General features: G+C 47.0%; 23 protein-coding genes. 4 read left to right on the top strand and 19 right to left on the bottom strand.

Annotation, left to right across the window (positions count from 1 at the left end; all coding sequences use genetic code 11):
- Nucleotides 1–6 precede the first annotated feature (6 nt).
- The 3 genes from CVT49_05070 to CVT49_05060 form a co-directional block, all read right to left on the bottom strand.
- The gene (locus tag CVT49_05070) at nucleotides 7–816 is read right to left on the bottom strand and encodes a hypothetical protein (protein ID PKK84171.1); all 810 of its coding nucleotides are present in this window, start codon (nucleotides 814–816) and stop codon (nucleotides 7–9) included.
- Nucleotides 817–919: 103 nt separating this feature from the next.
- Nucleotides 920–1,687, bottom strand: a complete 768-nt coding sequence (locus tag CVT49_05065) for a hypothetical protein (protein PKK84170.1) — start codon at nucleotides 1,685–1,687, stop codon at nucleotides 920–922.
- A gap of 175 nt (nucleotides 1,688–1,862) precedes the next feature.
- Nucleotides 1,863–2,636 carry a nucleoside triphosphate pyrophosphohydrolase gene (locus CVT49_05060; protein PKK84169.1) on the bottom strand — a complete coding sequence of 258 codons (774 nt, stop codon included), beginning with the start codon at nucleotides 2,634–2,636 and terminating at the stop codon, nucleotides 1,863–1,865.
- Between the two features lie 147 nt (nucleotides 2,637–2,783).
- Here CVT49_05060 and CVT49_05055 point away from each other — a divergent pair, with 147 nt between their 5' ends.
- A complete protein-coding gene (locus CVT49_05055; protein PKK84168.1) occupies nucleotides 2,784–5,456 on the top strand; it encodes a valine--tRNA ligase in 2,673 nt (890 codons plus the stop codon).
- Nucleotides 5,457–5,570: 114 nt separating this feature from the next.
- Here the strand turns inward: CVT49_05055 and CVT49_05050 are convergent, their stop codons facing one another.
- The 15 genes from CVT49_05050 to CVT49_04980 all read right to left on the bottom strand — a co-directional run bounded on the left by CVT49_05050 (nucleotide 5,571) and on the right by CVT49_04980 (nucleotide 21,093).
- Nucleotides 5,571–6,029 (bottom strand): hypothetical protein, encoded by a 459-nt coding sequence (locus CVT49_05050; protein ID PKK84167.1) that lies wholly within the window; start codon nucleotides 6,027–6,029, stop codon nucleotides 5,571–5,573.
- Nucleotides 6,030–6,317: 288 nt separating this feature from the next.
- The gene (locus tag CVT49_05045) at nucleotides 6,318–7,730 is read right to left on the bottom strand and encodes a hypothetical protein (GenBank protein ID PKK84166.1); all 1,413 of its coding nucleotides are present in this window, start codon (nucleotides 7,728–7,730) and stop codon (nucleotides 6,318–6,320) included.
- 102 nt (nucleotides 7,731–7,832) lie between these two features.
- Entirely contained in the window at nucleotides 7,833–9,965 is a 2,133-nt protein-coding gene (locus tag CVT49_05040) for a hypothetical protein (GenBank protein ID PKK84165.1), read from the bottom strand.
- Entirely contained in the window at nucleotides 9,949–12,123 is a 2,175-nt protein-coding gene (locus tag CVT49_05035; GenBank protein PKK84164.1) for a hypothetical protein, read from the bottom strand. Before CVT49_05035 ends, CVT49_05040 begins: the two co-directional genes overlap by 17 nt.
- Entirely contained in the window at nucleotides 12,120–13,403 is a 1,284-nt protein-coding gene (locus CVT49_05030) for a hypothetical protein (protein PKK84163.1), read from the bottom strand. The genes CVT49_05035 and CVT49_05030 overlap by 4 nt, the downstream gene beginning before the upstream one ends.
- A gap of 4 nt (nucleotides 13,404–13,407) precedes the next feature.
- On the bottom strand, nucleotides 13,408–14,247 hold the full coding sequence (locus tag CVT49_05025; protein PKK84162.1) for an acetyl-CoA carboxylase carboxyl transferase subunit beta: 840 nt from the start codon (nucleotides 14,245–14,247) through the stop codon (nucleotides 13,408–13,410).
- Nucleotides 14,234–14,731: a ribosomal-protein-alanine N-acetyltransferase gene (gene rimI / locus CVT49_05020; protein PKK84161.1), complete on the bottom strand. Its 498-nt coding sequence runs from the start codon at nucleotides 14,729–14,731 to the stop codon at nucleotides 14,234–14,236. Before rimI ends, CVT49_05025 begins: the two co-directional genes overlap by 14 nt.
- Nucleotides 14,728–15,393, bottom strand: coding sequence for a tRNA (adenosine(37)-N6)-threonylcarbamoyltransferase complex dimerization subunit type 1 TsaB (tsaB, locus tag CVT49_05015; protein ID PKK84160.1), 666 nt, complete (start codon nucleotides 15,391–15,393; stop codon nucleotides 14,728–14,730). The genes rimI and tsaB overlap by 4 nt, the downstream gene beginning before the upstream one ends.
- A 4-nt stretch (nucleotides 15,394–15,397) precedes the next feature.
- Complete coding sequence (locus CVT49_05010; protein ID PKK84190.1) at nucleotides 15,398–15,823, bottom strand: tRNA (adenosine(37)-N6)-threonylcarbamoyltransferase complex ATPase subunit type 1 TsaE; 426 nt, start codon at nucleotides 15,821–15,823, stop codon at nucleotides 15,398–15,400.
- A 26-nt stretch (nucleotides 15,824–15,849) separates the two neighbouring features.
- Nucleotides 15,850–17,397, bottom strand: a complete 1,548-nt coding sequence (locus CVT49_05005) for a PglZ domain-containing protein (protein ID PKK84159.1) — start codon at nucleotides 17,395–17,397, stop codon at nucleotides 15,850–15,852.
- Nucleotides 17,398–17,436: 39 nt separating this feature from the next.
- A complete protein-coding gene (locus CVT49_05000) occupies nucleotides 17,437–18,708 on the bottom strand; it encodes a two-component sensor histidine kinase (GenBank protein ID PKK84158.1) in 1,272 nt (423 codons plus the stop codon).
- Nucleotides 18,701–19,975, bottom strand: a complete 1,275-nt coding sequence (locus CVT49_04995; protein PKK84157.1) for a serine--tRNA ligase — start codon at nucleotides 19,973–19,975, stop codon at nucleotides 18,701–18,703. Before CVT49_04995 ends, CVT49_05000 begins: the two co-directional genes overlap by 8 nt.
- A gap of 160 nt (nucleotides 19,976–20,135) precedes the next feature.
- Nucleotides 20,136–20,372 carry a hypothetical protein gene (locus tag CVT49_04990; protein ID PKK84156.1) on the bottom strand — a complete coding sequence of 79 codons (237 nt, stop codon included), beginning with the start codon at nucleotides 20,370–20,372 and terminating at the stop codon, nucleotides 20,136–20,138.
- Nucleotides 20,369–20,719 carry a hypothetical protein gene (locus CVT49_04985; GenBank protein PKK84155.1) on the bottom strand — a complete coding sequence of 117 codons (351 nt, stop codon included), beginning with the start codon at nucleotides 20,717–20,719 and terminating at the stop codon, nucleotides 20,369–20,371. The genes CVT49_04990 and CVT49_04985 overlap by 4 nt, the downstream gene beginning before the upstream one ends.
- Nucleotides 20,716–21,093 carry a hypothetical protein gene (locus CVT49_04980; protein PKK84154.1) on the bottom strand — a complete coding sequence of 126 codons (378 nt, stop codon included), beginning with the start codon at nucleotides 21,091–21,093 and terminating at the stop codon, nucleotides 20,716–20,718. Before CVT49_04980 ends, CVT49_04985 begins: the two co-directional genes overlap by 4 nt.
- Nucleotides 21,094–21,267: 174 nt before the next feature.
- On the opposite strand from CVT49_04980, the gene rpmB reads away from it, so the two are divergent.
- From rpmB to CVT49_04965, 3 genes are all read left to right on the top strand, one after another.
- Entirely contained in the window at nucleotides 21,268–21,501 is a 234-nt protein-coding gene (gene rpmB / locus CVT49_04975) for a 50S ribosomal protein L28 (protein PKK84153.1), read from the top strand.
- A gap of 388 nt (nucleotides 21,502–21,889) precedes the next feature.
- Nucleotides 21,890–23,113, top strand: coding sequence for a hypothetical protein (locus CVT49_04970; GenBank protein ID PKK84152.1), 1,224 nt, complete (start codon nucleotides 21,890–21,892; stop codon nucleotides 23,111–23,113).
- A 7-nt stretch (nucleotides 23,114–23,120) separates the two neighbouring features.
- Complete coding sequence (locus CVT49_04965) at nucleotides 23,121–23,729, top strand: hypothetical protein (GenBank protein PKK84151.1); 609 nt, start codon at nucleotides 23,121–23,123, stop codon at nucleotides 23,727–23,729.
- Between the two features lie 129 nt (nucleotides 23,730–23,858).
- On the opposite strand, the gene CVT49_04960 is transcribed toward CVT49_04965, so the two are convergent.
- A complete protein-coding gene (locus CVT49_04960) occupies nucleotides 23,859–24,629 on the bottom strand; it encodes a hypothetical protein (protein PKK84150.1) in 771 nt (256 codons plus the stop codon).
- Between the last annotated feature and the right edge of the window lie 229 nt (nucleotides 24,630–24,858).

Below are 24,858 nucleotides of genomic sequence, written 5' to 3'. Positions count from 1 at the left end.
CCTCCTTTATATGACGCCGGCAAAGTGCAGAGTCACCAGCACCCCGGCAATAAATGTCCCGCCGCCCAGGGCAAAGGTCAGAATCATTTTCCCCCTGAGCGAACGAAGCATCTCGTTTTCACTCTTATCCGAAATCATGTACGTCGGTTCGTTTTCCCCCTTTTTTATCAGGACCTTATCAGGGGCATCGGGGCTGTTAGCCGCCGTCCCCATTATAAACAAATTATCCTTGTCGGTCATAAAATATTCATAATATTTCCTGTCCCCGACCCGGCTCCCGAAGGTGAATTTCCGGCCCGGTTCGATCGGCGAAAGATTCAGTTCCGATATATTATCGGGCAGCCGGTCGAAATTTCCGATATTCCTCAGCGTATCGATAAGATTCGATATTCCCTCGAACATACCCTCTTTCTGATAGAATGCTTTGCGGACATCGACCGTAAACTCGGCCCCGTCCGGATCGACATACACCGATCCGGTATCATCCTCGGCAAAAAAGGGAATGCGCCGGTCGCCGGAAGCGATCATCACCCATTCATGAGTCGTGCGGGTCCGCCCTTTCGAGTCCCGCGAGGTTCTCTGCTTGTATTCCTTTATTTCATACTTGAAGTAAACACAGTCACTGTTGGAAAAGGGCGTCTTGATCATCTGTTCCGCTTTGACATTGCCGTGAATTTCCACCAGCCCCATGGCCATCGACCTGATTTTCGAGCGCGGGATATCCCTGATCAGGCGGTACTTGCGCATGGTTCGAAAACCCTGCATGAATACCGCCGCCCCGGCGATAATGAACAACGATGCGACAATATAATTCATCTGTTTCTATATCCGAGTCCGATCAAATTCATTATAAACCATCTCTCAACAAAACGGGGCGCCACAATGGCGCCCCGTAAAATAATCATATTTTATAATAAAATCAACGGCCCATGCCCGGCATGCCCATCTCTGTTTTCGTGTATTCTTTGGGCAGTTCATAAGTTCCGGCCGGAGCCGCCATATCCTTAATTTCGAAAATCTGCATAACACTGGTCGCTTCGGTACCCATGATGTTCATTTTGTTAAGGGTTTTAATCGGGATGCCCTTGATTTTTTTCATTTCTTCTATCATTTCCTCATAACCGGGCATCATTCCCTTAAACGAATTGGTCAGTTCCATGAAAGCGGCATAGTCGATTTTGGCATCCTCGGTGGCCCACAATTCAATATCAGAGCCGCCGCCCATACCCATGGTCATTTTGACGTTATATTTCGTGCAGTTCCAGTCGCCTATTTTCTGGGTTTCCTCGGTCGGTGTCACTGTGAGTTTCATCCTCATCATTTCCATCATCGGCTTCATCGCCTCGATCTGTTTCTTGGCCTCTTCATCATCGCCGACCATTTTCGAGAGATCGCCGAGCGCATCAAGCGGCACTTCAGCATATGATTTGGTTTTGTGATCGATCATGTATATGACATTTTTTTCAGCCATAATAATAACCGATGCGGTATCGCCTTCATCCATTCTCGACATCCCTTTGCCGAGCCAGATCGTCGATGTGTCCGAACCGGCCGGAACTTTCTGGCCCATCATCTCAAAGGCGCCTCTTTCATTGACCTGCTTGATCATCGTGTCGGCACTGACCAACATCGGCAGGGCAAGCAGCATTACTAAAACGGTTAAGACCGTCCAACCCTTTGCCTTCATTTCTCCTCCTGATTGATTAATGGTTTCTATTATGCAAAAATATATTCGATAATATCCACACCCATGTGCCTTACAACCGTGAATATTACCAGACGAGTATTGAGAAGTCAATTAAAAAGTCGGGATTAATTTTATCATCAAATTCCAGGACAGGAAAGGGAGATTGTCAAAGATATTATTCCTCTTTCGCTTCCTGCCACCATGCTTCAAGTTCTTCGAGAGTGAAAGCACCGAAGCTCTTCCCCGATTCGGCAACTTTGGCTTCGATATGGTTGAACCGTTTCTGAAATTTCTCCAGCGTTTTATTGAGAGCCTGTTCCGGATTGATATCCATCTTGCGGGCGAGCGATGAAATTGCAAAAAGGGCATCGCCGATTTCATGCTCGAGCTTTTCCACATCGCCGCTATTCATTTCCACTTCAATCTCGCCGACCTCTTCCTTAACCTTTTCCAGAACCTCGGACGGATTGTTCCAATCGAAACCGACCCCGCCCGCTTTTTCGCCAAACCGAAAAGCCTTCACCAGCGCCGGCGCCGATTTCGGAATGCCATTGATAACCGACTTCTTTTCTCCCGAATCTATTTTGATTTTTTCCCACTGGTCCCGGACTTCCTGAGGCTTGAGATCTTTCTTTTCGCCGAAAACATGCGGGTGGCGGTTGATAAGTTTCTCATTTATATCATTAATCGCATCATTTATGTTAAAATGACCCGCTTCTTCGGCAATCCGTGCGTGAAAGATTATTTGAATAAGCAGGTCGCCAAGTTCCTCGCGAAGGTGCTGAGGATCGCCGCTCTCGACCGCCTCGACCACTTCATAGGTTTCCTCGATGAGATATGGCAGCAGTGACACATGCGTTTGCTTGCGATCCCAGTTACAGCCTCCGGGTGACCGGAGAATGGCCATTATATCAATTAATCTGTTGAACGGCTCTATTTTATGAGACATTTTCGATTTTTCCTTTCCAAATCACCTTTTGTGTCGATATTAACCTATAATACTGAAACAAGGTCCGGAAATAAAGGGTTTTAAAAATATCCTTGGCTTGACAAAACGTATTGTCTAAGGTATTTTTGCCTTTCTTGAGAGGACAAAATGAGTATAGAAACGAAAAAGAACGATAATTCCAAGGCCCAGCCGTACGATCCCAAGACGGTCGAGAACCAGATTTATGATCGCTGGCTCAAGGCCGGTTATTTTAGAGGCGAAGTCAACAAGGACAAAGAGCCTTATTCAATAGTTATTCCGCCGCCGAATGTTACGGATATTTTGCACCTGGGGCATGCCCTGAATAATACTATTCAGGATATCCTTATTCGGCAAAAACGGATGTCCGGATTTGAAGCTGAGTGGGTTCCCGGTGCCGATCATGCCGGAATCGCCACCCAGGTTATCGTGGAAAAACAACTCAAGAAGGAAGGGACGACCCGGCGCGAGTTGGGACGGGAAAAATTCCTGGAGCGGACCACCGAACTGGCTTACCGGAATAAAGATTATATATTAAACCAGCTCAAGAAGATCGGCTGCTCCTGCGACTGGGATAGAACCCGGTTTACCATCGATGAGTCGCTGTCGCGAGCGGTGCTCAAAGTTTTCATTCATCTGCATGATAAAGGTTTGATCTATCGCGGTCACCGGATCGTGAACTGGTGCCCGTCATGTCAGACCTCGCTGTCCGATGACGAAGTTGAGCATGAAAGCAAGCAGGGTAGTCTCTGGTATGTTAAATATAAGATCAAGGGTTCCGACCAGTTCCTGACCGTGGCCACTACCCGCCCGGAAACGATGCTTGGCGATACTGCTTTGGCGGTGAACCCCAAAGATGCCCGGTTTAAGAAATTTGTCGGCAAAACGGCGATTCTGCCGATTCTCGAGCGTGAGCTGCCGATTATCGCCGACAACTATGTCGATCCGGAATTCGGCACCGGTGTCGTGAAAATTACACCGGCCCATGATCCGAATGACTTCGAAATCGGCCAGCGTCATGATCTGGAAGAAATAAATATTCTGAACAACGACGGCACCCTGAACGCCAATGCGGGTAAATTCAAGGGGCTGGATCGTTACGAGGCCCGTAAACAGCTGGTTAAGGAACTTGATAAAAAAAGCCTTCTGGAAAAAATCGACAAGTATGATCTTGCAGTCGGCACCTGTTACCGCTGTCATCAGGAAATAGAGCCATATCTGTCCGATCAGTGGTTCGTCAAAATGGCGCCGCTGGCCAAACCGGCTATCGAGGCGGCCCAAAAAGGTGAATTGAAATTTCATCCCGATTACTGGTCAAAGACATACTTGCACTGGATGGAAAATATCAAGGACTGGTGTATTTCGCGGCAGCTTTGGTGGGGACACCGTATTCCGGTTTACTATTGCGAATGCGGTGAGGAAATTGTGGCCGAATCGATGCCCGAAAAATGCCCCAAATGCGGCGGGTCGGAAATTATGCAGGATGAAGATGTTCTCGATACCTGGTTCTCGTCATGGCTCTGGCCCTTCTCGACGTTCGGCTGGCCCAATAAGGATCCCCTGTTGGAATATTTTTATCCGACCCGGGTTCTGGTCACCGCCTCGGAAATTATCTTCCTCTGGGTGGCTCGAATGGTCATGGCCGGATATGAGTTTATGGGCAAGATTCCCTTCAGTGATGTTTATATCCATGGTACCGTTCGTGACGCCAACGGGATTAAAATGTCGAAATCGCTCGGTAACGGCATCGACCCGCTGGAGATCATCGATCAGTACGGCGCTGATGCCCTGCGCATATCACTGGTGCTGGCCACCCCCGACGGGCAGGATCCCTGGATTTCAAAAAACACCTTTGAAGTCGGCCGCAATTTTGTCAATAAATTGTTCCAGGCGTCACGATTTGTGATGATGCGAACCGGTGATGAAAAACCTGATATAAGCAAGACTCCTGGCGGTGATTTAATCCTGGTCGATAAATGGATACTCTCCCGGCTGGAGCGGACCATCGAAACGACCAATAAGTATATGGCTGAATTCAAGCTTTCGGCAGCGGCCAAGAACCTGTACAGCTTTACCTGGAATGACTTCTGTTCATGGTATATCGAATTGATTAAACCGGATCAGCCGGGACAGCCGATTCGAAAAGAATCGCTTAACGTAGCCTTTTACGTTCTTGATAAAATAATACGACTTTTGCATCCATTTATTCCCTTTGCCACCGAAGAGATCAATTCCAGGCTAAGGGAATTTTTCCCCGGCAAAGAAGAAACCCTGACTTTTGGCCCCTGGCCGGAGGCAACATCAGGATTTAAAAATGAGGTTCTGGAAACATCATTCGAATCGATCCAGTCGGTGGTTAATGCGGTAAGATCGATCCGGGCCGAAATGAATGTTCCTCCGGGAAAGCGGTCGGATCTGCACATCCGTATTACCGACAAGGAAATGGGCAAGCTTCTGGAGACATACCAGGACTATTTCCGGTCGCTGGCCAAGATCGAAAAGCTGTATATCGGCGAAAACATCAAGAAACCGGGGCTTTCGGCTTCGGGGATTATTTCCGGCGCGGAAATTTTTGTCCCGCTTGAGGGATTAATCGATATCGAAGCCGAGAAAAAACGGCTTGAGAAAGAACTGTCCAACCTTAAGAATCAATTGGAGAAATTGTCCAAGAAGCTGGCCAATTCCGACTTTCTGAAAAATGCCCCGCCTGACATCGTTGACAAGGAAAAGGGTAAAAAGACCGACATCGAAGAGCGCGTTGAAAAACTTAACGCCAATCTGGAACAGCTCATGGGCTGGTAACAACTATCGGGTATATATTAGAAATAGAGGCGCCAATGGCGCCTCTGTTTTTTTGCAAAAAAAATGGCCGCCCCGTGCGGCCATTAATCAGGAAACTATGAAAACGGGGTTTTTTTAGTTTATTGTCTCAAAATCCTCAATATAACTTGCAATCGAACGGGCGCCCGAAGCATCCGGGAAGGATGATATCTCTACAGGCACCAAATAATCAGCCGGTTTCTTGAAATAATCGCTGCAAAAGCCATAAACAAGCTCCGAAATTCGTCTGGCAGCCGCTTCCGCCCCCTGACGAGGCGTTTCCGGCAGTAAAAGGCCGATTTTGAAGCCAGTATGCCCGGATAGCAGGTCAACATCACGGATCGTGCCTTTCAGCGTTTCCCGCAAGTCGCCAAGAAATTTCTCTTTTTCCGGTTCTTTGCTAAGCAGGCCATTACCACCGAGTTCCAATATCGGTCCGACATTCAAAACGACTAACGACAGAAAAATGCGATAACGCTCAGCCCGCTTCAATTCATAATTGATCAAACCGGCAAAACTACCACATTTTTTTCTTCCGTTAACTAAGTTATCCATGAGCCTGTTATATATCAATCTTTGTTTAATACTTTTGTTCTCTTCATTATGAAGCAATTTCTATTCCGCGTGGAATAAACATGTCAGTAAAACATTTTATTTGCGATAATAATGACTATTTGAGGCTGCCAATGGCCATAATTCAAAGCCCGGGAAGCCAAGGCATGTTCACAAACTGGATAACATTATCTATATAAAGTTATCCACAATCAAACAGTATGCAACTGATTGCGGAATAGATGAAATATATTATCAAAGATGATAAAAATCGGTCACACTAGAATAGCATTATTTACTGCTATTTAGATTATATTCTTTGATTTTATAGAGCAGGGACCGATAGCTGATTTCAAGCAGATCAGAAGCTTTTCTGCGGTTCCAGTTGGTTTTATTTAATACTTCGCTGATCAGCTTTTTCTCTTCCCTGGCAATGGCGCACCCGACCCGCTTTTTCAGCGAATATGACCCGGCTGATTCGTCATTGGGTATAGCCTCTTCGAATCCAACCGGAGCGGCAGCGGTCGATGCCACCGGGACACTGTTCATAAGCAAATCGCTTATGATCGATTCATCACCACGGACAACAACCTGTTTGATTAGATTTTCCAACTGCCGGACATTGCCGGGCCACGAAAAATTCCCCAGACTGGTCATAGCCTCGGGCGACAATTCGGGATAATTTTTATTATAAAGGCCGTTGTAGCGATCGAGGAAGTGCCTGACCAGCAACGAAATATCCTCTTTCCGGTCGCGTAAGGGCGGAAGGTAAATGGTTATTTCATTAAGCCGATAAAAAAGGTCATCGCGGAATAGGTGCCTTTGAATGGCTTCCTCAAGGTTTTTATTGGTGGCACAAATAATCCTTACATCGACATGGATATTGTTTATCCCGCCGACCCGGACAAACTCCTGCTGCTCCAGAACCTGAAGAAGTTTTGACTGCAGTTCCATCGGCATATCGCCGATTTCATCCAGAAATATCGATCCTTTATTGGCGACTTCGAATCGTCCCGGTTTCGTCTTATGCGCCCCGGTAAAGGCGCCTTTCTCGTAGCCGAACAATTCGGCTTCAAGAAGGTCACGCGGAATCGCAGCACAATTGACTTTGGTAAACTGCTCCTCGGAACGCCCCGAAAGGGTGTGCATCATCCGCCCGACGATTTCCTTGCCGGTGCCCGATTCGCCACGGATAAGCACGGTCAGTTCCGAATCAGCCACCTGCTCGATAATATTTTTAACCTGGGTCATTTTGGGCGAATCGCCTATAAACTGATCATACTGACTTCGTGACTTCAATTCAGTGCGCAGGCTCTTGACTTCCAGCTTTAATTTCTTCTTCTCGATCACGGCCTGAATGTGAATTTCGACTTCCTTGACATCGAACGGCTTGTTGATAAACTCCGCCGCCCCCAGATGCATGGAATGAACGATATTTTTGGTTTCGCCGTGCCCTGAAAGCATTATAACTTCCGGCCGGCTCGGCATCTTGTTCAACTTCTCCAGAACTTCCAGACCATTCATGCCGGGCATTTTTATATCGAGCAAAATCAGATCGGGTTTTTCGGTCGAGACCATCTGAATGCCTTCAATACCGTCCCGCGCCGAGACAAATTCCATGTTGGAGGACAACCCTTCAGTAAGAATCCAGGAGACCTTCGGGTCGTCGTCTATGATCAGAACTTTTATTTTCTCTTTTGCCATATATGTAATCTTTTGCAGTTTTTTATATTTATCGTCATCGGAAATAAAAAATCAACCGACTTTGGCAAATATTATGCTAAATTTTGCAATATTTTGCAATTATTAAATTTGGAAATATAGGATAAAGTCGGTACCCTGCCCAAATTCCGACTTAACTTCAAGCGTGCCCCCATGAGCGGCAATAATCCTTTCCACGACTACCAGGCCCAATCCGGTGCCGGTTTCTTTGGTGGTATAATATCTATCGAAGATTTTGGCGAGATTCTCTTGTTTTATGCCATGACCGGTGTCAGCGACCACGACGGTCAAATAGTCTTTATTTTTAAAAGAAGGTCGGCTGATTTTGCCGATTACCTTCAGGACGCCGCCGTCTTTCATGGCATCGATGGAATTCAGGAACAAATTCAGGAAGACCTCAAGAATCTGGTTTTTGTTCATGGCTATTTCGTAATTGCAATCGTCGTATTCTTCTTTTAACGAAATGTGTTTTTTCCTCAGTTCGGGGCCGACAAATTCGGCGGCCCGCTTGATTATCGCCCGAATGTCCCTGATTTCGGTTTCATACTTATGCGGTTTGGAAAAATCGACAAGTTCCGTCACCAGTTCGTTGAGCCGCTGGATTTCTTCCTCGGCCATTCCATAGAAGGCGGTATCTTTGGCAACCTGGGGCCATTTCTCGCTTAGAATTTGGATCCACCCTTTGATATTGGTCAACGGCTTGCGAAGGTCATGAGATATCTCGGAAATCATATTGCCCATAGTCAGAAGGCGGGTGGCGTTTAACAGCGCCTTTTCTCTTTCATATAAACCGGATGCCTGGGAAATAATCAACCGGGCCAGAGAAATCTCCTGGCTGGAATAAGGACGATCACTTCCCGAACCGATGCAGAAAATATGTTTGAGAACACCTTCCTGCATCACCGGCAGGGCGGTAAAATTCGGCCCCGGCTTTGGATACGCCGTGCATTTATTGATTTTTTCCCGCAGAATCGAAGAGAAAGCGTCGACATTATCGAAATCGAGTTTTTCCAGTTCCAGATTTTCCAGGATAACTTCATCGGCATTAATCAGGTCAAGATTAATGGAGCCGCTTTCGGTCAGGGGAATACCGGTCCCGGTGGCCCCTACCGGCTTAAGGCAGTTGGACAGCGGCTGCCATTCGAACCAGAGCGCGAAATCAATCGTCATTAATTTCTTCATATATTCAAAGACGGCGTTCCGCATGGCTGAAACCGAGCCGACGGCGGACAATTTCCGGGATAACTCGAACAGGACAGAAAACTCTTTCAGCTTGCGGAGGTTATCCTCGAATTGTCGGGCATCATCAATTGCCACTGCCGCCTGGGAGGCAAAGGTCGTCAGAAGTTTGAGGTCATGGTTACTGAAGACCTGACCGTCTTTTTTATTGGCCATATTTATAACGCCCAAAACCCGATTCGAGACTTTCAGGGGCACACAAAGCAGCGACGCCGACGAATATCGTTCCTTGTTGATCCGCTTGAAGCGCTCATCCTCTTCGACATTTTTGATGATAAGCGGTTCGCCATTCTGGGCGACATGGCCGGCAATCGAAGAACCGATCGGCAACCGGACGGTTTCGGCAAGTTTGGACTCGAGACCGATGGACGCTTCTATAGTCAGGCAATCATCGTATGAACTGATCAGCATCAGTGATCCGATTTCGGCCTGGGTGACGCCGGCGGCCAATTGGACAATCTTTTCGAGAAGTCTGCCAAGTTCGGTGGTGTGTGCCAGGGAGCGCCCCGCTTCATAGAGCGCGTTGATTTCCTGGAGCCGGTTATTAAGATTCATATTGGAAATCTTGAGTTCCTCAAGAAGCTTTTTTCGGTCAATATTTGCCTGCCTGATTTCCAGTCCGCGCCGAACTGAAATTTCGAGCTGCGAAAATTCCACCGGCTTTAGAAGATATTCGAAGGCGCCGTTCTTGATGGCGTCAAGCGATGATTCCAATGAAGCGTAGCCGGTCATCAGAATGACAATCATTTCCGGATCGACCTCTTTGGCGGCCTTAAGAATATCCAGACCGGAATACTCCGGCATTTTTATATCGGTGACGATCAAATCAAAAGGTTTACTCTTGATTAATTTTATGGCTTTGCTTGATGACTGAGTGGTGGTCACGGCATGGCCGCTGTTGGAGAAAAGCTCAAACAACGAATCGCACATGCGCGCTTCATCATCGACGACAAGGATTTTCTCAGATGCGCCACTCATAATCACCCTCCTCCTGGTCGATCGGCAGGACTATCTTGAAGCAGCCGCCCTTTTTGCCATTGAAAAACTCGATTGTTCCGCTGTGGTTGGTAATGATTCCGCGGCTGACCGAAAGCCCCAGGCCCGAACCGCCGCCCTCCTTGGTCGAATAGAACGGCTCGAAAATATGCGGAATATGCTTGGCATCAATGCCGCACCCGGTATCCTCCAGCAGCACCTGGACCTTATGCGTCTCATGCGAAATCCGGATGAAGACTTCGCCCCCGTTCGGCATGGCATCCCTGGAATTCAACAGCAGGTTCATAAAAACCTGCTTAATTCCATCGGGCCAGGCCATGACTTCAGGAAGAGGTTCCTGGACTTCCATGATGGTTTTTATATTGGCATTTTCCAATTGGCGATTCATTAACGACAGCACTTCCTTCATAATCTGATACAAATTTGTTCTGACAAACTTGATTCGCATCGGCCGGTTAATATTCAATAACTGGCGCACAATCATGGCAATTCTGTCTATCTCCTGACCGACAATATTAATATACTCAGTGTTTTTTTCGGGTGATTGGTTCTGACGTTCAAGAAGCTGGAGATAATTTTTTATAATTCCAAGAGGATTGTTTACTTCATGCGCAATTTTGGCCGATAATTCGCCGGCCACGGCCAGACGCTCTGTTTGCAGGAGAAGCCTCTGGGTTTTCTGAAGCTTATCGATCGCCTCTTTCTCCGACTCGTACAACCGGGCGTTTTCGATGGAAACCGCCGTCTGATTCGCCAGAATCGAAAGAAACTCGATATCTTCGTCCTGAAATCTCTGGCCCGATTCTTTCTGGGAAATAATCAGCACGCCGCGGAGCTTTGTTTGAAAAATCAAAGGTACCACCAAACCATTCTCGAAATATTTCACGAAAAATAATTCGCCGTCGGTCTGCAGTTTGCGCGAAATATCATTGATATAGACCGGGCGATTGTAGGCGGTTATGTACTTCCCGAATTCTCCGTCCGGATGAATGGTCAATTCTTCACTGGGAAAGGGCGGTGAGCCTTTTACTCTTGCTATGTAAAAATTCTTGTGCTCGTAGGGGCGCGGCAGGTACAAAGCGGCCTTGGCCGCTCCCATCTGTCCCAGCGATGTCAGGACAAATGAATCGAGCAGAGTCTCATAATTGAGAACCGCATTGAAATTGCGGCTTAATTCGAAAATCGTGTACAAATCGAAAATTCTTCGTTTAAGGAGCCGGTTGGATTCGGTCAATTCGACAGTGCGCTCTTCGACCAGAAATTCCAATTCGTGATGCGCCTTTTTGAGAATATCATCGGCTTCTTTTCTCGGGGTGATATCGACCATGGAGACAAAATCAGCATTTCTACCGCCATAAATAACCGTCTTCGAATACAGGTCCACCCATTTTTGCCTGCCCGACTCGGTAATCGTCCGATATGAATAGTGATTGACGACATCGGTCTCGCCTCTCTGTTTTCTGGCCGCCTGGTCCATTACAAAGGGTCGATCATCGGGATGAACTGTTTTCCCGAATTCGTTCTTGCCCCAGCTCATCATTTCCTCAATAGAATACTCGGTCAACTCCGAGATGGCCTGGTTGGCGAATTTTATCAGCCCATCCTGAATGATAACGATCGCAAGAATGCCCTGCTCGGAAAGCAATCGAAATTTTTCCTCACTTTCCTTCAAAGCGCTTTCGGCCATTCGACGATGGGTGATATCCCGAGCATGGGCACAATTGTACTGGCGGTCATTAAACTCGAGGTAATTAATCGTAATCTCGACCGGAAAAACAGTACCATCCTTGCGCTTATGGGTACTTTCAAGGGTCAGCATGGTCGCTTTTTTCAGTTTTTCCCAATGATCCGTCCAGACTTTTTCATCAAAATTGGGATCAATGTCAAAGACAGCCATCCCCAATAACTGCTTACGAGTATAACCGAGATTTTTGCAGGCGGCATCGTTCACGTATAAAAAACGGGCATTGGGGCCTATCCAGAAAATAGAGTCACGACTCTTTTCAAACGACAATTGCGACAGTTTTTCCGCATCGAAAGGCAGCTCTGTCTTAACCGAAAGGGTCTTTTGAGCAGTCTTTTTTACGGCGGTTCGGCCTTCAGGCGTTTTGCCGCTTTTATTTTTTTTCCGGGACGTCATAATATTTTATTCTTATTGGCCAAAAAATCGCCCACGGCATAATGAGATCCGCAGATAATAATAATATCGTCAGGATCGGCTGAATTAACGAGTCTCTTAAAAGATTCCACCACGGAATCCGAGATTCTGACCGATTTGATTTTTTTGAAATATGAGGCGACATCGGTCGGATCGGCCGTGCGATGAGTGTTCAATCGCACGACTTCGACTCTTGCCGTGATTGGCTGGATATATCCAATCGATTGCTCGATATCCTTATTTTTAACAAAGCCAATAACAATATCGGCCTTTCTTCCCGGATAAAGTGTCTTGAAACACTCGACCAGGGCCTTTATTCCGGCCGGATTGTGCCCCACATCAAGAATCAGGGTGGGCTTGCCGGGAACTTTGATAGTTTGAAAGCGGCCCGGCCACTCGGCCTGACGGAGCCCGTTTCGAATATGCCCGCGACCAATCCGGAAACCGTCACGACGAAGAAGCTCGATGGCCTTAATAGCCAGAGCGGCGTTTTTGGTCTGGTGATGACCGGGAAGTGAAGGTTCTATTTTATTTAATCCCGGGCTCTCACCAATGTAATCAAACCGGAAAGGGCGCCCATTGGAGGCAAAATCGGCGGGCCGTAAATATGTCAGCGGCGCCTTCCGCTCACGGCATACCCGGGCGATTTCATGGCGCGGCTCCGGCTTCATAATACCGATAAGGGCCGGAACGCCCGGTTTTATGATGCCCGCTTTTTCATAGGCTATTTTGGTCAGGGTATCGCCAAGGATATGAACATGATCGAAAGAGATATCGGTAATAATCGACAAGACCGGCATCAGCGTATTGGTGGCATCGAGGCGCCCGCCAAGTCCGACTTCAACCACGGCGATATCGACTTTTTTATCGGCAAAATATGCGAACGCAAGGGCGGTGCAGGTTTCGAAAAATGTAATTCGATTGCGGGAAATAATTCCTTTGTAATTTCCGATAAAATCAGTCACATAATTTTTGTCGATCTGCCGTCCATTAACCCGGATTCTTTCTCGATAGTCAACAAGATGCGGCGAGGTGAAAATGCCGGTTTTAAATCCGGCCTGGCGAAGAATCGATTCGATATAGGCAGCCGATGAACCTTTGCCGTTGGTACCGGCTATCAGGACCGATTGGAAACGGTTCTGCGGGTTATCGATTCTGTTCAACAATCTGGAAATATTATCCAGGCCGAGTTTTACTCCGAAAAGCTCACGGCGTAAAATAAAATCAATAGCCGCAGAATAGCCACCCTTAAGATTTGACATAGTTCTATCTCTGGAAATATTTTAACAGGAGAATCAGGGTCTCGCGGAGCTGTGTCCGATTCACGATTTTGTCCAGAAATCCTTTTTCCTTGAAAAACTCCGAGGACTGAAAACCTTTGGGCAAATCCTGACCGATTGTCTGTTGAATGACGCGCGGCCCGGCGAAGCCGAGCAACGCCTTGGGCTCGGCAATGATGACATCGCCCAGCGAAGCATAGCTGGCCATGACACCGGCTGTGGTCGGATTTGTCAGGACCGAAATAAACGGAATTTTCTTCTCGGCCAAGACAGCCAGCAGGGCCGAGGTTTTGGCCATCTGCATCAGCGACAGGATACCTTCCTGCATCCGGGCCCCGCCTGAACAGGAAACGATAATAAGGGGGATTTCCCGTTCAATAGCCCGCTCAATGGCGCGCGCTATTTTTTCGCCGACGACCGATCCCATTGAACCGCCGACAAAATTAAAATCCATTATTGCAAAAGAAACTTCAATCGAGTCGATTTTGGCGATACCGGCCCGCACTGCATCCTTTAGTCCCGATTTGATCTGCGCGGCACGGATTCGGTCGGGATACTTTTTTGAGTCCTTGAATTTCAGCGGATCCTTTGATTCCAGATCGAGATCATATTCTTCGAGCACCCCATTGTCCAGAATCATCTTGATATATTTCAGGCTGGGGATTCTAAAATGATATTCGCAATTGGGGCATACCCAGAGACCTTCTTCAAGCTGCCGGGTATATATAATTTCGCCGCACTCGGGACACTTGGACCAGAGTCCGTCGGGAATTTCTTTTCTTTCCACACCGGTCAGACCGGGTTTGGCTTTCTTAAACCAGTCCATTCTTTCCGTCTTCTTCCCTGAGATTCTTGACCATTACCATCGCGTCCTCGGCCGGACTGTGATAGTAGTTCGGTCTGGTATATAATTCATAGAAACCGAATTTACGGTATAATTCAATTGCCGGCATATTGCTGGGCCGGACATCAAGGAAAATATTCTCGCACTCGGCTTCCCTTGCGATTCCCAAGATACTATTTAATAATATTTTAGCAATATTTTTTCCCCGATAAGACGGAGACACGGCAATATTGGTCAGATGGGCCTCCCCGAAAGAGACTATATAAGCCGCGTAACCTGTTATGACTCCATCACTTTCGGCAATCAGGACGCCCCGGTTGGGTCGGTTCAACTCTTCCGTAAAAGCAGCTTTTGGCCACGGATCGGTGAAAATTTCAATCTCCATAAGAACGATTTTGGAAACATCGACCGAAGTCATCGGCCTGATTTTGAAATTCTTCAGATCGGTCCTGACAGGCTGATTCATTTCGTCCCCCCCGGTTTGAAATCCTGGATATATAAAGGTTCTAATCGTGCGATGTCGTCGCCCCCCGATTTCTGAAGGCGGGCTAGACCGGTATTGATTAGATCAATTATATTCAATCGAAAAGAAATATCATCGACAATCCTGTTATCCGAAATTTCCAGACGGCTCATGTCAAGATCAATTCCCAGAAGCGGCGGGAGATTCGATCTATTTTTGAGTTCCTCTGCCGTGATTACCGAAATAAGGGTGTCATTAAAATCCGGTGATTCAATCAACCCGATGTAGTACTCATTGCGACGAGAAGGAACCAGGACCGCCGTCCGCCCATATTCGCGGAATAATCTCCCGGAAATGGCGGAATATATCGACAGACCGACAATGGGAATTTCCAGGGAAACGGCCAATGCTTTGGCCGAGGCCATCCCGACCCGAAGGCCCGTGAAAGAGCCGGGACCGGTCGCAATCATAATAACATCGATGTCGTCTTTATCCAATTGTGCCCGATTCATGACGTCTTCAATCAATTTGAAAATAAACTCGGCATGGCGGTAACGGTCATGATTCTCAGCTTCATATAATTGCCCGGAATCGGCCGCCAGGCCCACTCGTAATACCGATGTGGAACTGTCTATGGCGAGGATGTTTTTTCCCTTTGACATCATTGCTTCAACCAGCCGGCTTGTTAAAATATGAAATAAAAATCTTCCGTCTCTTTTCGGAGACTATTTTGATTTCTATTTTTATGCTGTCCCGGGGCATCATATCCCCCGCTTTTTCGCCCCACTCGACGACCGTAATACCCTCTCGCATCAGATAATCATCCCAGCCGATTTCATATAATTCGCTGATATTTTTCATCCGGTACAAATCAAAATGATAAAGCGGCATTTTGCCGTAAAGCTCATTTACAAGTGTGAATGATGGGGACCTGACATCGCCGGCATTAATTCCCAGACCGGCGGCAATTCCTTTTATAAGGCAGGTCTTGCCGGCTCCCAGCGGGCCGCTTAAAGATATAACGTCGCCGCTTTTAAGTTCGGCGGCCTTCCTGCGCCCGAGTTCCATGGTCTCTTCCACCGAACGGGAAATCATAAAACTGTCTGTCTGATTTATCTTCATTATCGGGGAGTCATGACGGCAACCGGCACTACCATCTCTTCAAGCGAGATGCCGCCGTGCTGGAAGGAGTTGCTGAATTGTCTGATGTATTCATTATAGTTGTTCGGATACACAAAGAAATAATCTTCCTTGGCAATCAGGTACGTGGTGGCCAGGCCGAATTTGGGAAGACGGTAATCTTCGGGTTTTTTGATCAACCAGGCATCTTTGGGATCACAGTTCAGATTATCGCCGTACTTATATCTGAGGTTGGTCGAAGTATCCTTCTTACCGTGCGCCATAGTTCCCCGGGAACACAGGACCGAGCCGTGATCGGAGGTGACAATAACGGTAAAATCACGCGAGGCAAAAGCCTTCATGATGGTATATAACGGCGAATGTATGAACCAGCTTTTCATGAGCGACCGAAAGGCCGCTTCGCTCCCGGCAATTTCACGAAGAATGATATTGTTGGAACGGCCGTGGGCCAGGATATCGAGGAAATTGAAAACGAAAGCGACCATGTCCGATTGATAGTAATCGGCCACCCTTTTAGCTAATGCTTCACCCTCGGTGTTGTCGAAAATTTTCTCATATCGGACGTTCCCGGAAAGCTTGATCCCTTCGCGCTCCAGCAAGTCATGCAGCAATCTGTCTTCCGACCGGTTCAGGGATCCTTCATCACCCTCCCTGTAAATATCCCGATATTTTTTCGAGATATCATCCGGAAAAAGACCGGCAAACAGGGCATTGCGGGCGAACGGCGTGGCACTTGGCAGGATCGAGAAATAGGTATCGCGATTTATATTGTAAAACTCCGACAGCAACGGCTCAACGGTCAGCCATTGATCGAGACGCATGCAGTCGACAACCAGCAAAAGGACCTTATTACCGCCTTTAAGCAGTGGTATCATATAATTGTGAAGGACATCCGGCGACAGGGTCGGTCTTTGATCGGATGTGATCCATTTGGAATAATTTTTCTCGAGGTATTTGGTAAACTCGATATTCAGCTCATGGCGCGATCCGAGGTGTGTCTGCATCAAACCTTCATCGGGGCTGTCATCCATCTCCAGATCCCAGCCGGCCAGGACCCTGGCGGCTTCCAGCCAGTCCTGAGGCTCCATGGCACCATAGAGTTTTTGATTGAGCTTGTTTATATCGGTAATGTATCGTTTCATCCGGCTTTCGCCGACGATCTTCCGTGTTTCCAGAATGCGTTTGGCCACCATCAGAACCTGCGAAGGATTCACCGGCTTGGTCAGGTAATCATCGATTTTCTGGCCGATCGCCTCATCCATAAGCGATTCTTCTTCCGATTTGGTCACCATCACGACCGGAAGATGAGGCTTGATCTCCTTTATCTCCTCGAGGGTGGTCAAACCGTCTTTGCCGGGCATCATTTCATCCAGAAGGACAAGGTCGAGTTGCTGGCTGCGCACCAGGGCCACGGCATCGTCACCGGATAAGGCGGTGATAACCGCGAAACCCTTTTGCTCCAGAAAGATGATATGCGGTTTTAAGGAATCTATTTCGTCATCGACCCATAATATCTTTTTCCTGTTCATACTTCCCTTCCAAATCAGCTCATAGGTTTGCCCAAGGTATTACGCATACTGTCTGAAGCGTCTGACCTTTAATCCTCCGGTAATCGGCAGGACAACCTGAAAGATGGTTTCCCCGGGCCGTGACTTTACCAGCGATATTTTGCCTTTATGGTATTCTTCGATAATTCTTCGGGATAAAGTCAGCCCCAGTCCCCAGCCACGTTTCTTGGTGGTAAAACCGGGTCTGAATATTTTTCTGGCAATACCCGCCGAAATACCTTTGCCGTTATCGATTACTTCAATAATTACGAAATGATTGTCCTTCGACAGGGCCGTTTTAATATCCACCCGGCCGGATTGGGGATCGACCGCCTGAAGAGCGTTTTTTATCAAATTTTCTATAACCCAAGCCAGCAATTCGCCATTAACGGAAACAGCCGGCACGTCGCCGCTGCTTAAACCGATTTCAAGCCCCTTGCCGTTAAACGGCAGGCGCCTGCGATAATAGGCAACCGTCTCATCCATCAGACTGTTGATATCGGTCTCGTGTAGATCCGGTTTGGCGCCGATCTGGCCGAACCGATTGGCCACACGCTGTAACCGAGTGATATCCGTTTTCATTTGATCAAAAGTTTCCCCATAATTTATCGCACCGGTTTGGTTGTGGCCGGGACTTCCCGTCTCCCCGCTGGAAAGTATCTCCAGCCAGCCCATCAGGGATGATATCGGGGTTCCAAGTTGATGAGCCGTTTCTTTGGCCATCCCCACCCAGATATGGCGCTCCTCCGAGCGTCGAATATTTTGAAACCCGACAAAACCAACCAGGATGAAGGCGGCAACCAGGCCAAGCTCGACAAACGGCATCCATTGCAGCTGTCGGATTACCCTGGAGTCACCATAGTAGAAATAACTGAGCGTTTGACTGCCGAATTTCAACGGAATGGCTCCTTTATCATCCTTCATGTCGAGCATGATTTTTCGCAACCTGGCAAGATTCTCGCCGGAGCGGTCGTTTTCATCGATCCCGCCGACATTGCGCCAGAAAACCGGCTGGTCATCGAGATCGCCGATAATTACCGGGAAATTAGCTTTTTTAATAACCTCATCAAAAATAATCTGAACTTCACCACCCGAAGAGTTTTCACTCGCGGCGAGCTGCCATAACCTGACATATGTTGCGGCCATTCGTTCGGCATCGGCCTTTAACTGGGCCATAACATCAAGCGAGTACCAGACAAATACAATCGAAATAATGATAATGCCGACAAAAAGAAACAGCTTGAAAACCGTTGTCTTGCCGATCGACATTCTTATGGTCGAACGATTATCCACGTGATGTTATCTCTGCCAGTCCGCCCATGTATGGCCGAAGCGCCTCGGGAACCACGATGCTTCCGTACTCGGTTTGATAATTCTCGAGAATGGCCGGAACCAATCTGGCCAGGGCCACCCCGGAGCCGTTCAGGGTATGGACAAACTGCACCTTTTTATCTTTATTGCGAAAACGGGTATTCATCCGCCGCGCCTGAAAATCCATGAAATTGGAAACCGAAGAGATTTCCAGATATTTTTCCACACCGGCGGCCCAGATTTCGATATCATAGCACTTGGCCGCCGCAAAAGAGAGGTCGCCGGTGGCCAGGAGCCGTACGCGATAGGGGATTTTAAGCAGCCGCAGAATTTTCTCCGCCTGTTTGAGCAGGGTTTCATGTTCTTCGGCAGATCTGTCGGGATGGACAATTTTGACCATTTCCACCTTGTCGAACTGATGCACCCTTAGAGTGCCGCGGGTATCTTTGCCGGCCGCGCCCGCCTCACGGCGGAAACATGGAGTATAGCAGGCATAATATAGCGGCAGCTGCTCTTCGGTGAGAATCTCATCACGATGAAGATTCGTTACGGGAACCTCACCGGTCGGAATCAGATAGAAATTCTCATCCTTGAGCTGATACATGTCATCGGCCAGTTTCGGCAGTTGGCCGGTTCCGGTCATGGACTCGGCGTTGGCGATAAAAGGCGGCGCGATTTCGGTAAAACCGTCGGCAGTATGCGTATCCAGCATGAAAGAGATAAGCGCGCGCTGCAACCGGGCGCCGGCGCCTTTCAGGACATAAAAGCCGGAGCCGACAATTTTGGTTGCGGCCGGAAGATCCAGCAGATCGAGCTTCTCGCCCAATTCCCAATGGGGAAGCGGCTTGAAGCTGAACTTATTAATCTCCCCCCACTCGCTGACCGTGACATTGCTGGCCTCATCGGGTCCGATCGGGACCGATTCATGGGGGACGTTGGGCACGCGCAACATATGATAATCGAGCGCTTCCATAACCGACCGGAGGTCATTATCAAGGACGGCGATGTCCTGCCCGACCTCTTTCATCCGTGCAATATCCCCGGCGGCGTCTTCCTTGTTCCTTTTCTTGGCGGCAATCTGTTCCGAGACCGTATTCCGCAGCGCCTTAAGTTTTTCCACTTCCCCGATCACATCCCGGCGTTTTTCATCCAGCTCAAGAATTTTGCCGATATCTGCAGACTCATTTTTATTGATAACCGCCTGCTTTACCAGCTCGGGGTTTTCCCTGATAAATTTCAAATCCAGCATATATTCCTCAAAATGACCGAAGTACTACGTAATCAGCATCTTATAAAAGTATGCCACATTATACAACTTTACAAAATAACGGTTTTAAAAGGGGGTGTCAAGGGAAGTAAAATATTGGTAGTATCGTATTGCTGGAAAACAAATAGAAGAAATCTACTTGTTAAAATGGTATTTTCGTCAAATCGAAAAAAGGAATATCTTTTAAATATCCATCCCTTTTTTGTCTTTTATAATAAAGTATAGTAAAGCCAATTATATTAGTATAATTCTTCTTATCTCTACGTATCAAAACTCCCTCAAAGGGTTCTTCTGTTATACCCTCTCCACGGAAATTATCAATAAAGGCATATAAAACGTCTGCCCTTTTGTCATAATCATATGTATATTGCGCGTTCATAATTTCTTTTTGCAATATATTATCGTGCCCGACTTTAATGTCGACTGGGTGTATGCTGTAGTTACGTAACCAATTCCACCTACCTGATATGATACGGGAACATGTAGCCACATATTGCTGGTTCCCTCGCTCTTATAGCCCTGTCTACTATGAATTAATGAATCCTCATATATTACAGACTGAACAACAACATGAGGGGATTCTATTACCTCCTTTACATAATCAATTAAATCGGCCATATATGAATGACCCTTTAATATATGTTGACGGACATCCTCGGTCAATTCTACATAATTGCCCTTAAAATCAAGAGTGCCCCAGATTATTTTAGGCTTTTTTATTGTCAATTTTTTTGAGCCTTTTTCTCTTTTGCTGGCGAATCTTGAGGAATATGAATCTCTCCAAACGTTTCTTCATACTTTTTTAGATGGCTATTTAAAATCTCCATCATTGCTTTAAAATGCTGCGGGCTCATGTGAATTAAGATTTGTGGCTGAACTACTATCTGTTGATTTTCAGAAAGCGAATCAAGAGCTGAATTTCCAAATATTAATTGGAAATCATATAGAGAAACAGATAATTTTACGGAATTTGAATAGATTCTCGCCAAATTTTCAAGTGAGCCTGTTTTAATTTCGATGGTTTCATCTTTTTCTTTTTTTATCATGTTATACCTCAATGAGTTTTGATTAGCCTTAATTAATTTAACAATAATAGCCATCTTGTCAAGTTGATTTCAAACTGCGTTACTATTAAATTATTGATGCCACGTTCCGGAAATGGGCATTTTTTTGATGATTTTACCGATATTTCTTAAATAAGAATCAAATATATGCTTGCTTTTTCGGGTATTTTTATTATTATGATTGTCTAAATTTTTTGGGAGATAGAAGATATGGCTAAAGTTTGTGAAATATGCGGGAAAAAGCCTGTATTCGGAAATGCGATTTCGCACGCACATAATATAACGAAACGGCGCTGGAATCCGAACCTTCAGAATGTCCGGGCTAATGTTGACGGAACGGTGAAAAAGATCAGAGTTTGCACTTCCTGTCTCAAAGCGGGCAAGGTCCTCAAAGTGACCCGCCATAAGAAAGCGCGCCCGGAGGGTGCCCAGCCGACCGTCTGAGATCGTTTACAATTTCGATCAAAATTCAAAACCGCCCTTAACAACGGGCGGTTTTTTTAATTACGATATATTGACTTTCAAGTTGCCATTTAGTATAATTGGACGGGTTTTGAGCACAACCCTTAAAATTTCATTTTAGAAAATCGTATTTCTAAGGTCGGAAGATTGCACAATTAGATTCGTCAACATATCTGAGTCAAAATACTACATCGTAGTCTAATAAACTGCGTTACTTCTAACCTTTTACATGGGGGGACCTATGAAGCGCATTTGGCTATTGTCACTATGCTCTATCATTGTCCTGTTCGTGCTGACAACTGCTGTCTCAGCACAAATTCCACACACAATCAGCTACCAGGGCCGCTTAACTGACCTGACCGGCAAGCCGGTGGCTGACAATATTTACTCAATAAAATTCCGAATTATCGACTCCCTGGATAATGAGATATGGTCGTCCGACGGCTATCTGCCGATCCAGGTAAAAGACGGGTTATTCAATCACTATCTGGGTTCATCCAATCCCCTTCCGGGAACACTTGGCGATCATGGCAAACTCAGGCTCGGGATAATAATCGGGATGGATTCGGAAATCCTGACCGATTTATCCAGCACATCTTTTGCATTCAGTTCTCTGAAGGCGCAAAGTGCAAATGCAGCGGACACGGCGGCCTATTCAGTGGTCTCAGAACGCGTGATCCAGAGCCGTGATTTATATCATCAGATAATGGATATAAATCCCAACTCCATAACAGTTGTGCCTTTCGTGGCAAGAACGGCCAATCCAACTGTCACCTTATATTTATACGGCAGTGGATATCAGGGACCTCTTTCTTATCACACTCATGACGGTATTAATGCCCACTCACACGATATCTCGGGCACAGTGGTTTCTTCTTCGGTTTCCCATACACATTCTTATTCTGGAACCAGTGGAACCACCAGTGCCGCCCATACGCATACCGGATCAATCGGAGACTACAATCTGTCGCATTCTCATGGCTATAGCATGGGATCTGTCGATCTCAATCATGGCCATTCATATTCAATGTCCAAAAGCGGCGCTCACCATCATAATTTCTATTTTTTTGGCGTTCATTCAGGGAATTATCTGGCAGCGCTTGGTGATGTCTTGATCGATAATGGCGGATATGATCAAGTAGTCTATGGTTCGGTCAGTCCCGATTCAAGTAATCATACACATCCGCTGACCATAAATGGTGCCTTGGGTAGTCATAATCATACCTTGACCATCAACAATGCCGGAGGCAATCACAGCCACTCCTTATCCATAAGCAGTGCCAGCCCTTCGCATAGTCACTCATATTCAGGGACAACAGCGGCCGATAATATTACTCACTCACACTCTTTCACGGGCTCGGCATCTTCAACCGGCGCCGGCCTGGAAGCAATCGGTGTTGCCGCAGGCACTCTTCCTTCTAATATTTATGTCTATATTGACGGATCACCTGTCGCGGGTCCTTTTGACGGCACTTTTGCCAGCGGCGGTTTGGATTTAAGCTCATACATCACCGGATCAGGGGAGCGTACTATTGAGATTCGAGAAGAAGGCGGAAGTGGCGGGCGGATAAGCTACAACCTGTTTGTGGAGTGATGCCATTATGTCTGTAAAAAAAGTGATTATTCAAAACATATTTGGCTTGCTGACAATATTTCTTTTAATGATTTCAACGATTCACAGTTCCGACGAAATAAATGATCAGGGCATGCCAACAGATATCGAAAATCTGCAAGAAGGCGCCGCGACTGATAAGATGGAATCCTCCCCGGAAGTGACGCCGATTCAAGCCATATTCCTGTCGCCCGGCGATACGATCAGCTGGCAGGTCATTGGGAGCGGTGCGACTTCCGGTATTTCCGAGCAATATCTGCTGAATGGGACTGTCGGTCAGTCCGCTATTGGATTCGACAGCGCTGCGGTTTATCTGGTTCGATCCGGATTCTGGCAATTCTTCTGTGATTGCCGCCCGGGGGACGCCGATGCCAGCGGTTCGATCAATATTCTGGATGTATCTTTCCTGATCAATTATCTCTACAAGGGTGGATCAGCACCTAGACCTTATGCGCTTTGTTCCGGAGATGCCGACTGTAATTGCATGATTAATATTCTGGATGTAACCCAGCTCATTAATTACTTGTACAAAAATGGGAATCCCCCGTGTGAATGCGAAGATTGGGTTTTGGGCTGCGGTCAGCCATTGCGGAAATAATTGAGGAATAATTTCGGCAGGTTGATATATAAAACAAAAAAAGCGTGATGTCGAGTGTTATGCTCGACATCACCGATAATACAAACTCCGAAATTTCTTGAATTATTTAAATTCCTTCATGACCGATAGCTACTTCTCTGCTACCAGCGCCAGGACCGATTGCGGGGTCAGGAAGCTGTGGGCCAGAAGCGATACCGAAACCCGCACCATCATTTGATTCCTGATAAAATTGGTGAATTCAAGCATAAAATCGGTGTCGCGTATCTGAGATTCGGCCGCGGTCAGGTTTTCGGCCTCGACGCGCAGGCCGGTCAGGCGGCTTTCCAGATCGTTTTTCTGGGAGGCGCCGATATCGGCAATGATGCTGTCGAGACGCGAAGTCTGATTATCGATGGCTTCCATCGCCGCATCGGCCGACTCGGCGGTCGATAAATCAAACGGCTCCAGTGTCTGAATATTCGCCAGTGAGCCGTCCGACCCATCCAAAAGTTTCTGCTCTCCGAAAGCGGCATTTTGTACGACAAAATTATATGATTCGACCAATCGGTTAGCTTCAGCCTGATAAGCGTTCTGCATGGCTTCGCTGTTGAATCCTTCATTGGCTGCCGCCGCAGCAACCGAACGCATCTCGGTCAACATGCTTCGCAGTTGCAGGGAGTGGGATGAGGCGGTTTCGTATTTTCTGATTTGCAGACTGACATTTTCAATTTCCTGATTTAGCGAGGCAATGCGGGCCCGCATCCTTTCGGAAATAACCAGCCCGGCCGGATCATCGGCGGCACTGTTGATCCGCAATCCCGTTGCAAGCTTTTCGGCCGATTTATACAGCAGCTGAAAAGACTGATTCAGGCCGCGAATGATTCCGCTGTCCGACAAGTTGTTATTCAAAGAAAAGGTCATAACTCATCCTTATCAAAAGATGATAAATACAACTACAATTAAATATTCGCAAGCGGCATACCGACTGGACATAAAACGTAAGTAGTTATCTCAATTGCAGTTAAGACCGTCTTCGGCCTGCTGGTAAAATTATAAATTATGGGAGATAGCCTATTAAATATAGGATAATTGGGGGACCGCCGGCCGGGTAACTGAGCCGGCGGCCCCATTGTGGAGGAACCGAGTGAAA

Source organism: candidate division Zixibacteria bacterium HGW-Zixibacteria-1 (genome assembly GCA_002838945.1).
Taxonomy (GTDB): Bacteria; Zixibacteria; MSB-5A5; order GN15; family PGXB01; genus PGXB01.
The sequence above is the reverse complement of the archived record's forward strand: the minus strand, read 5'-3'. Positions and strand labels throughout refer to the sequence as shown.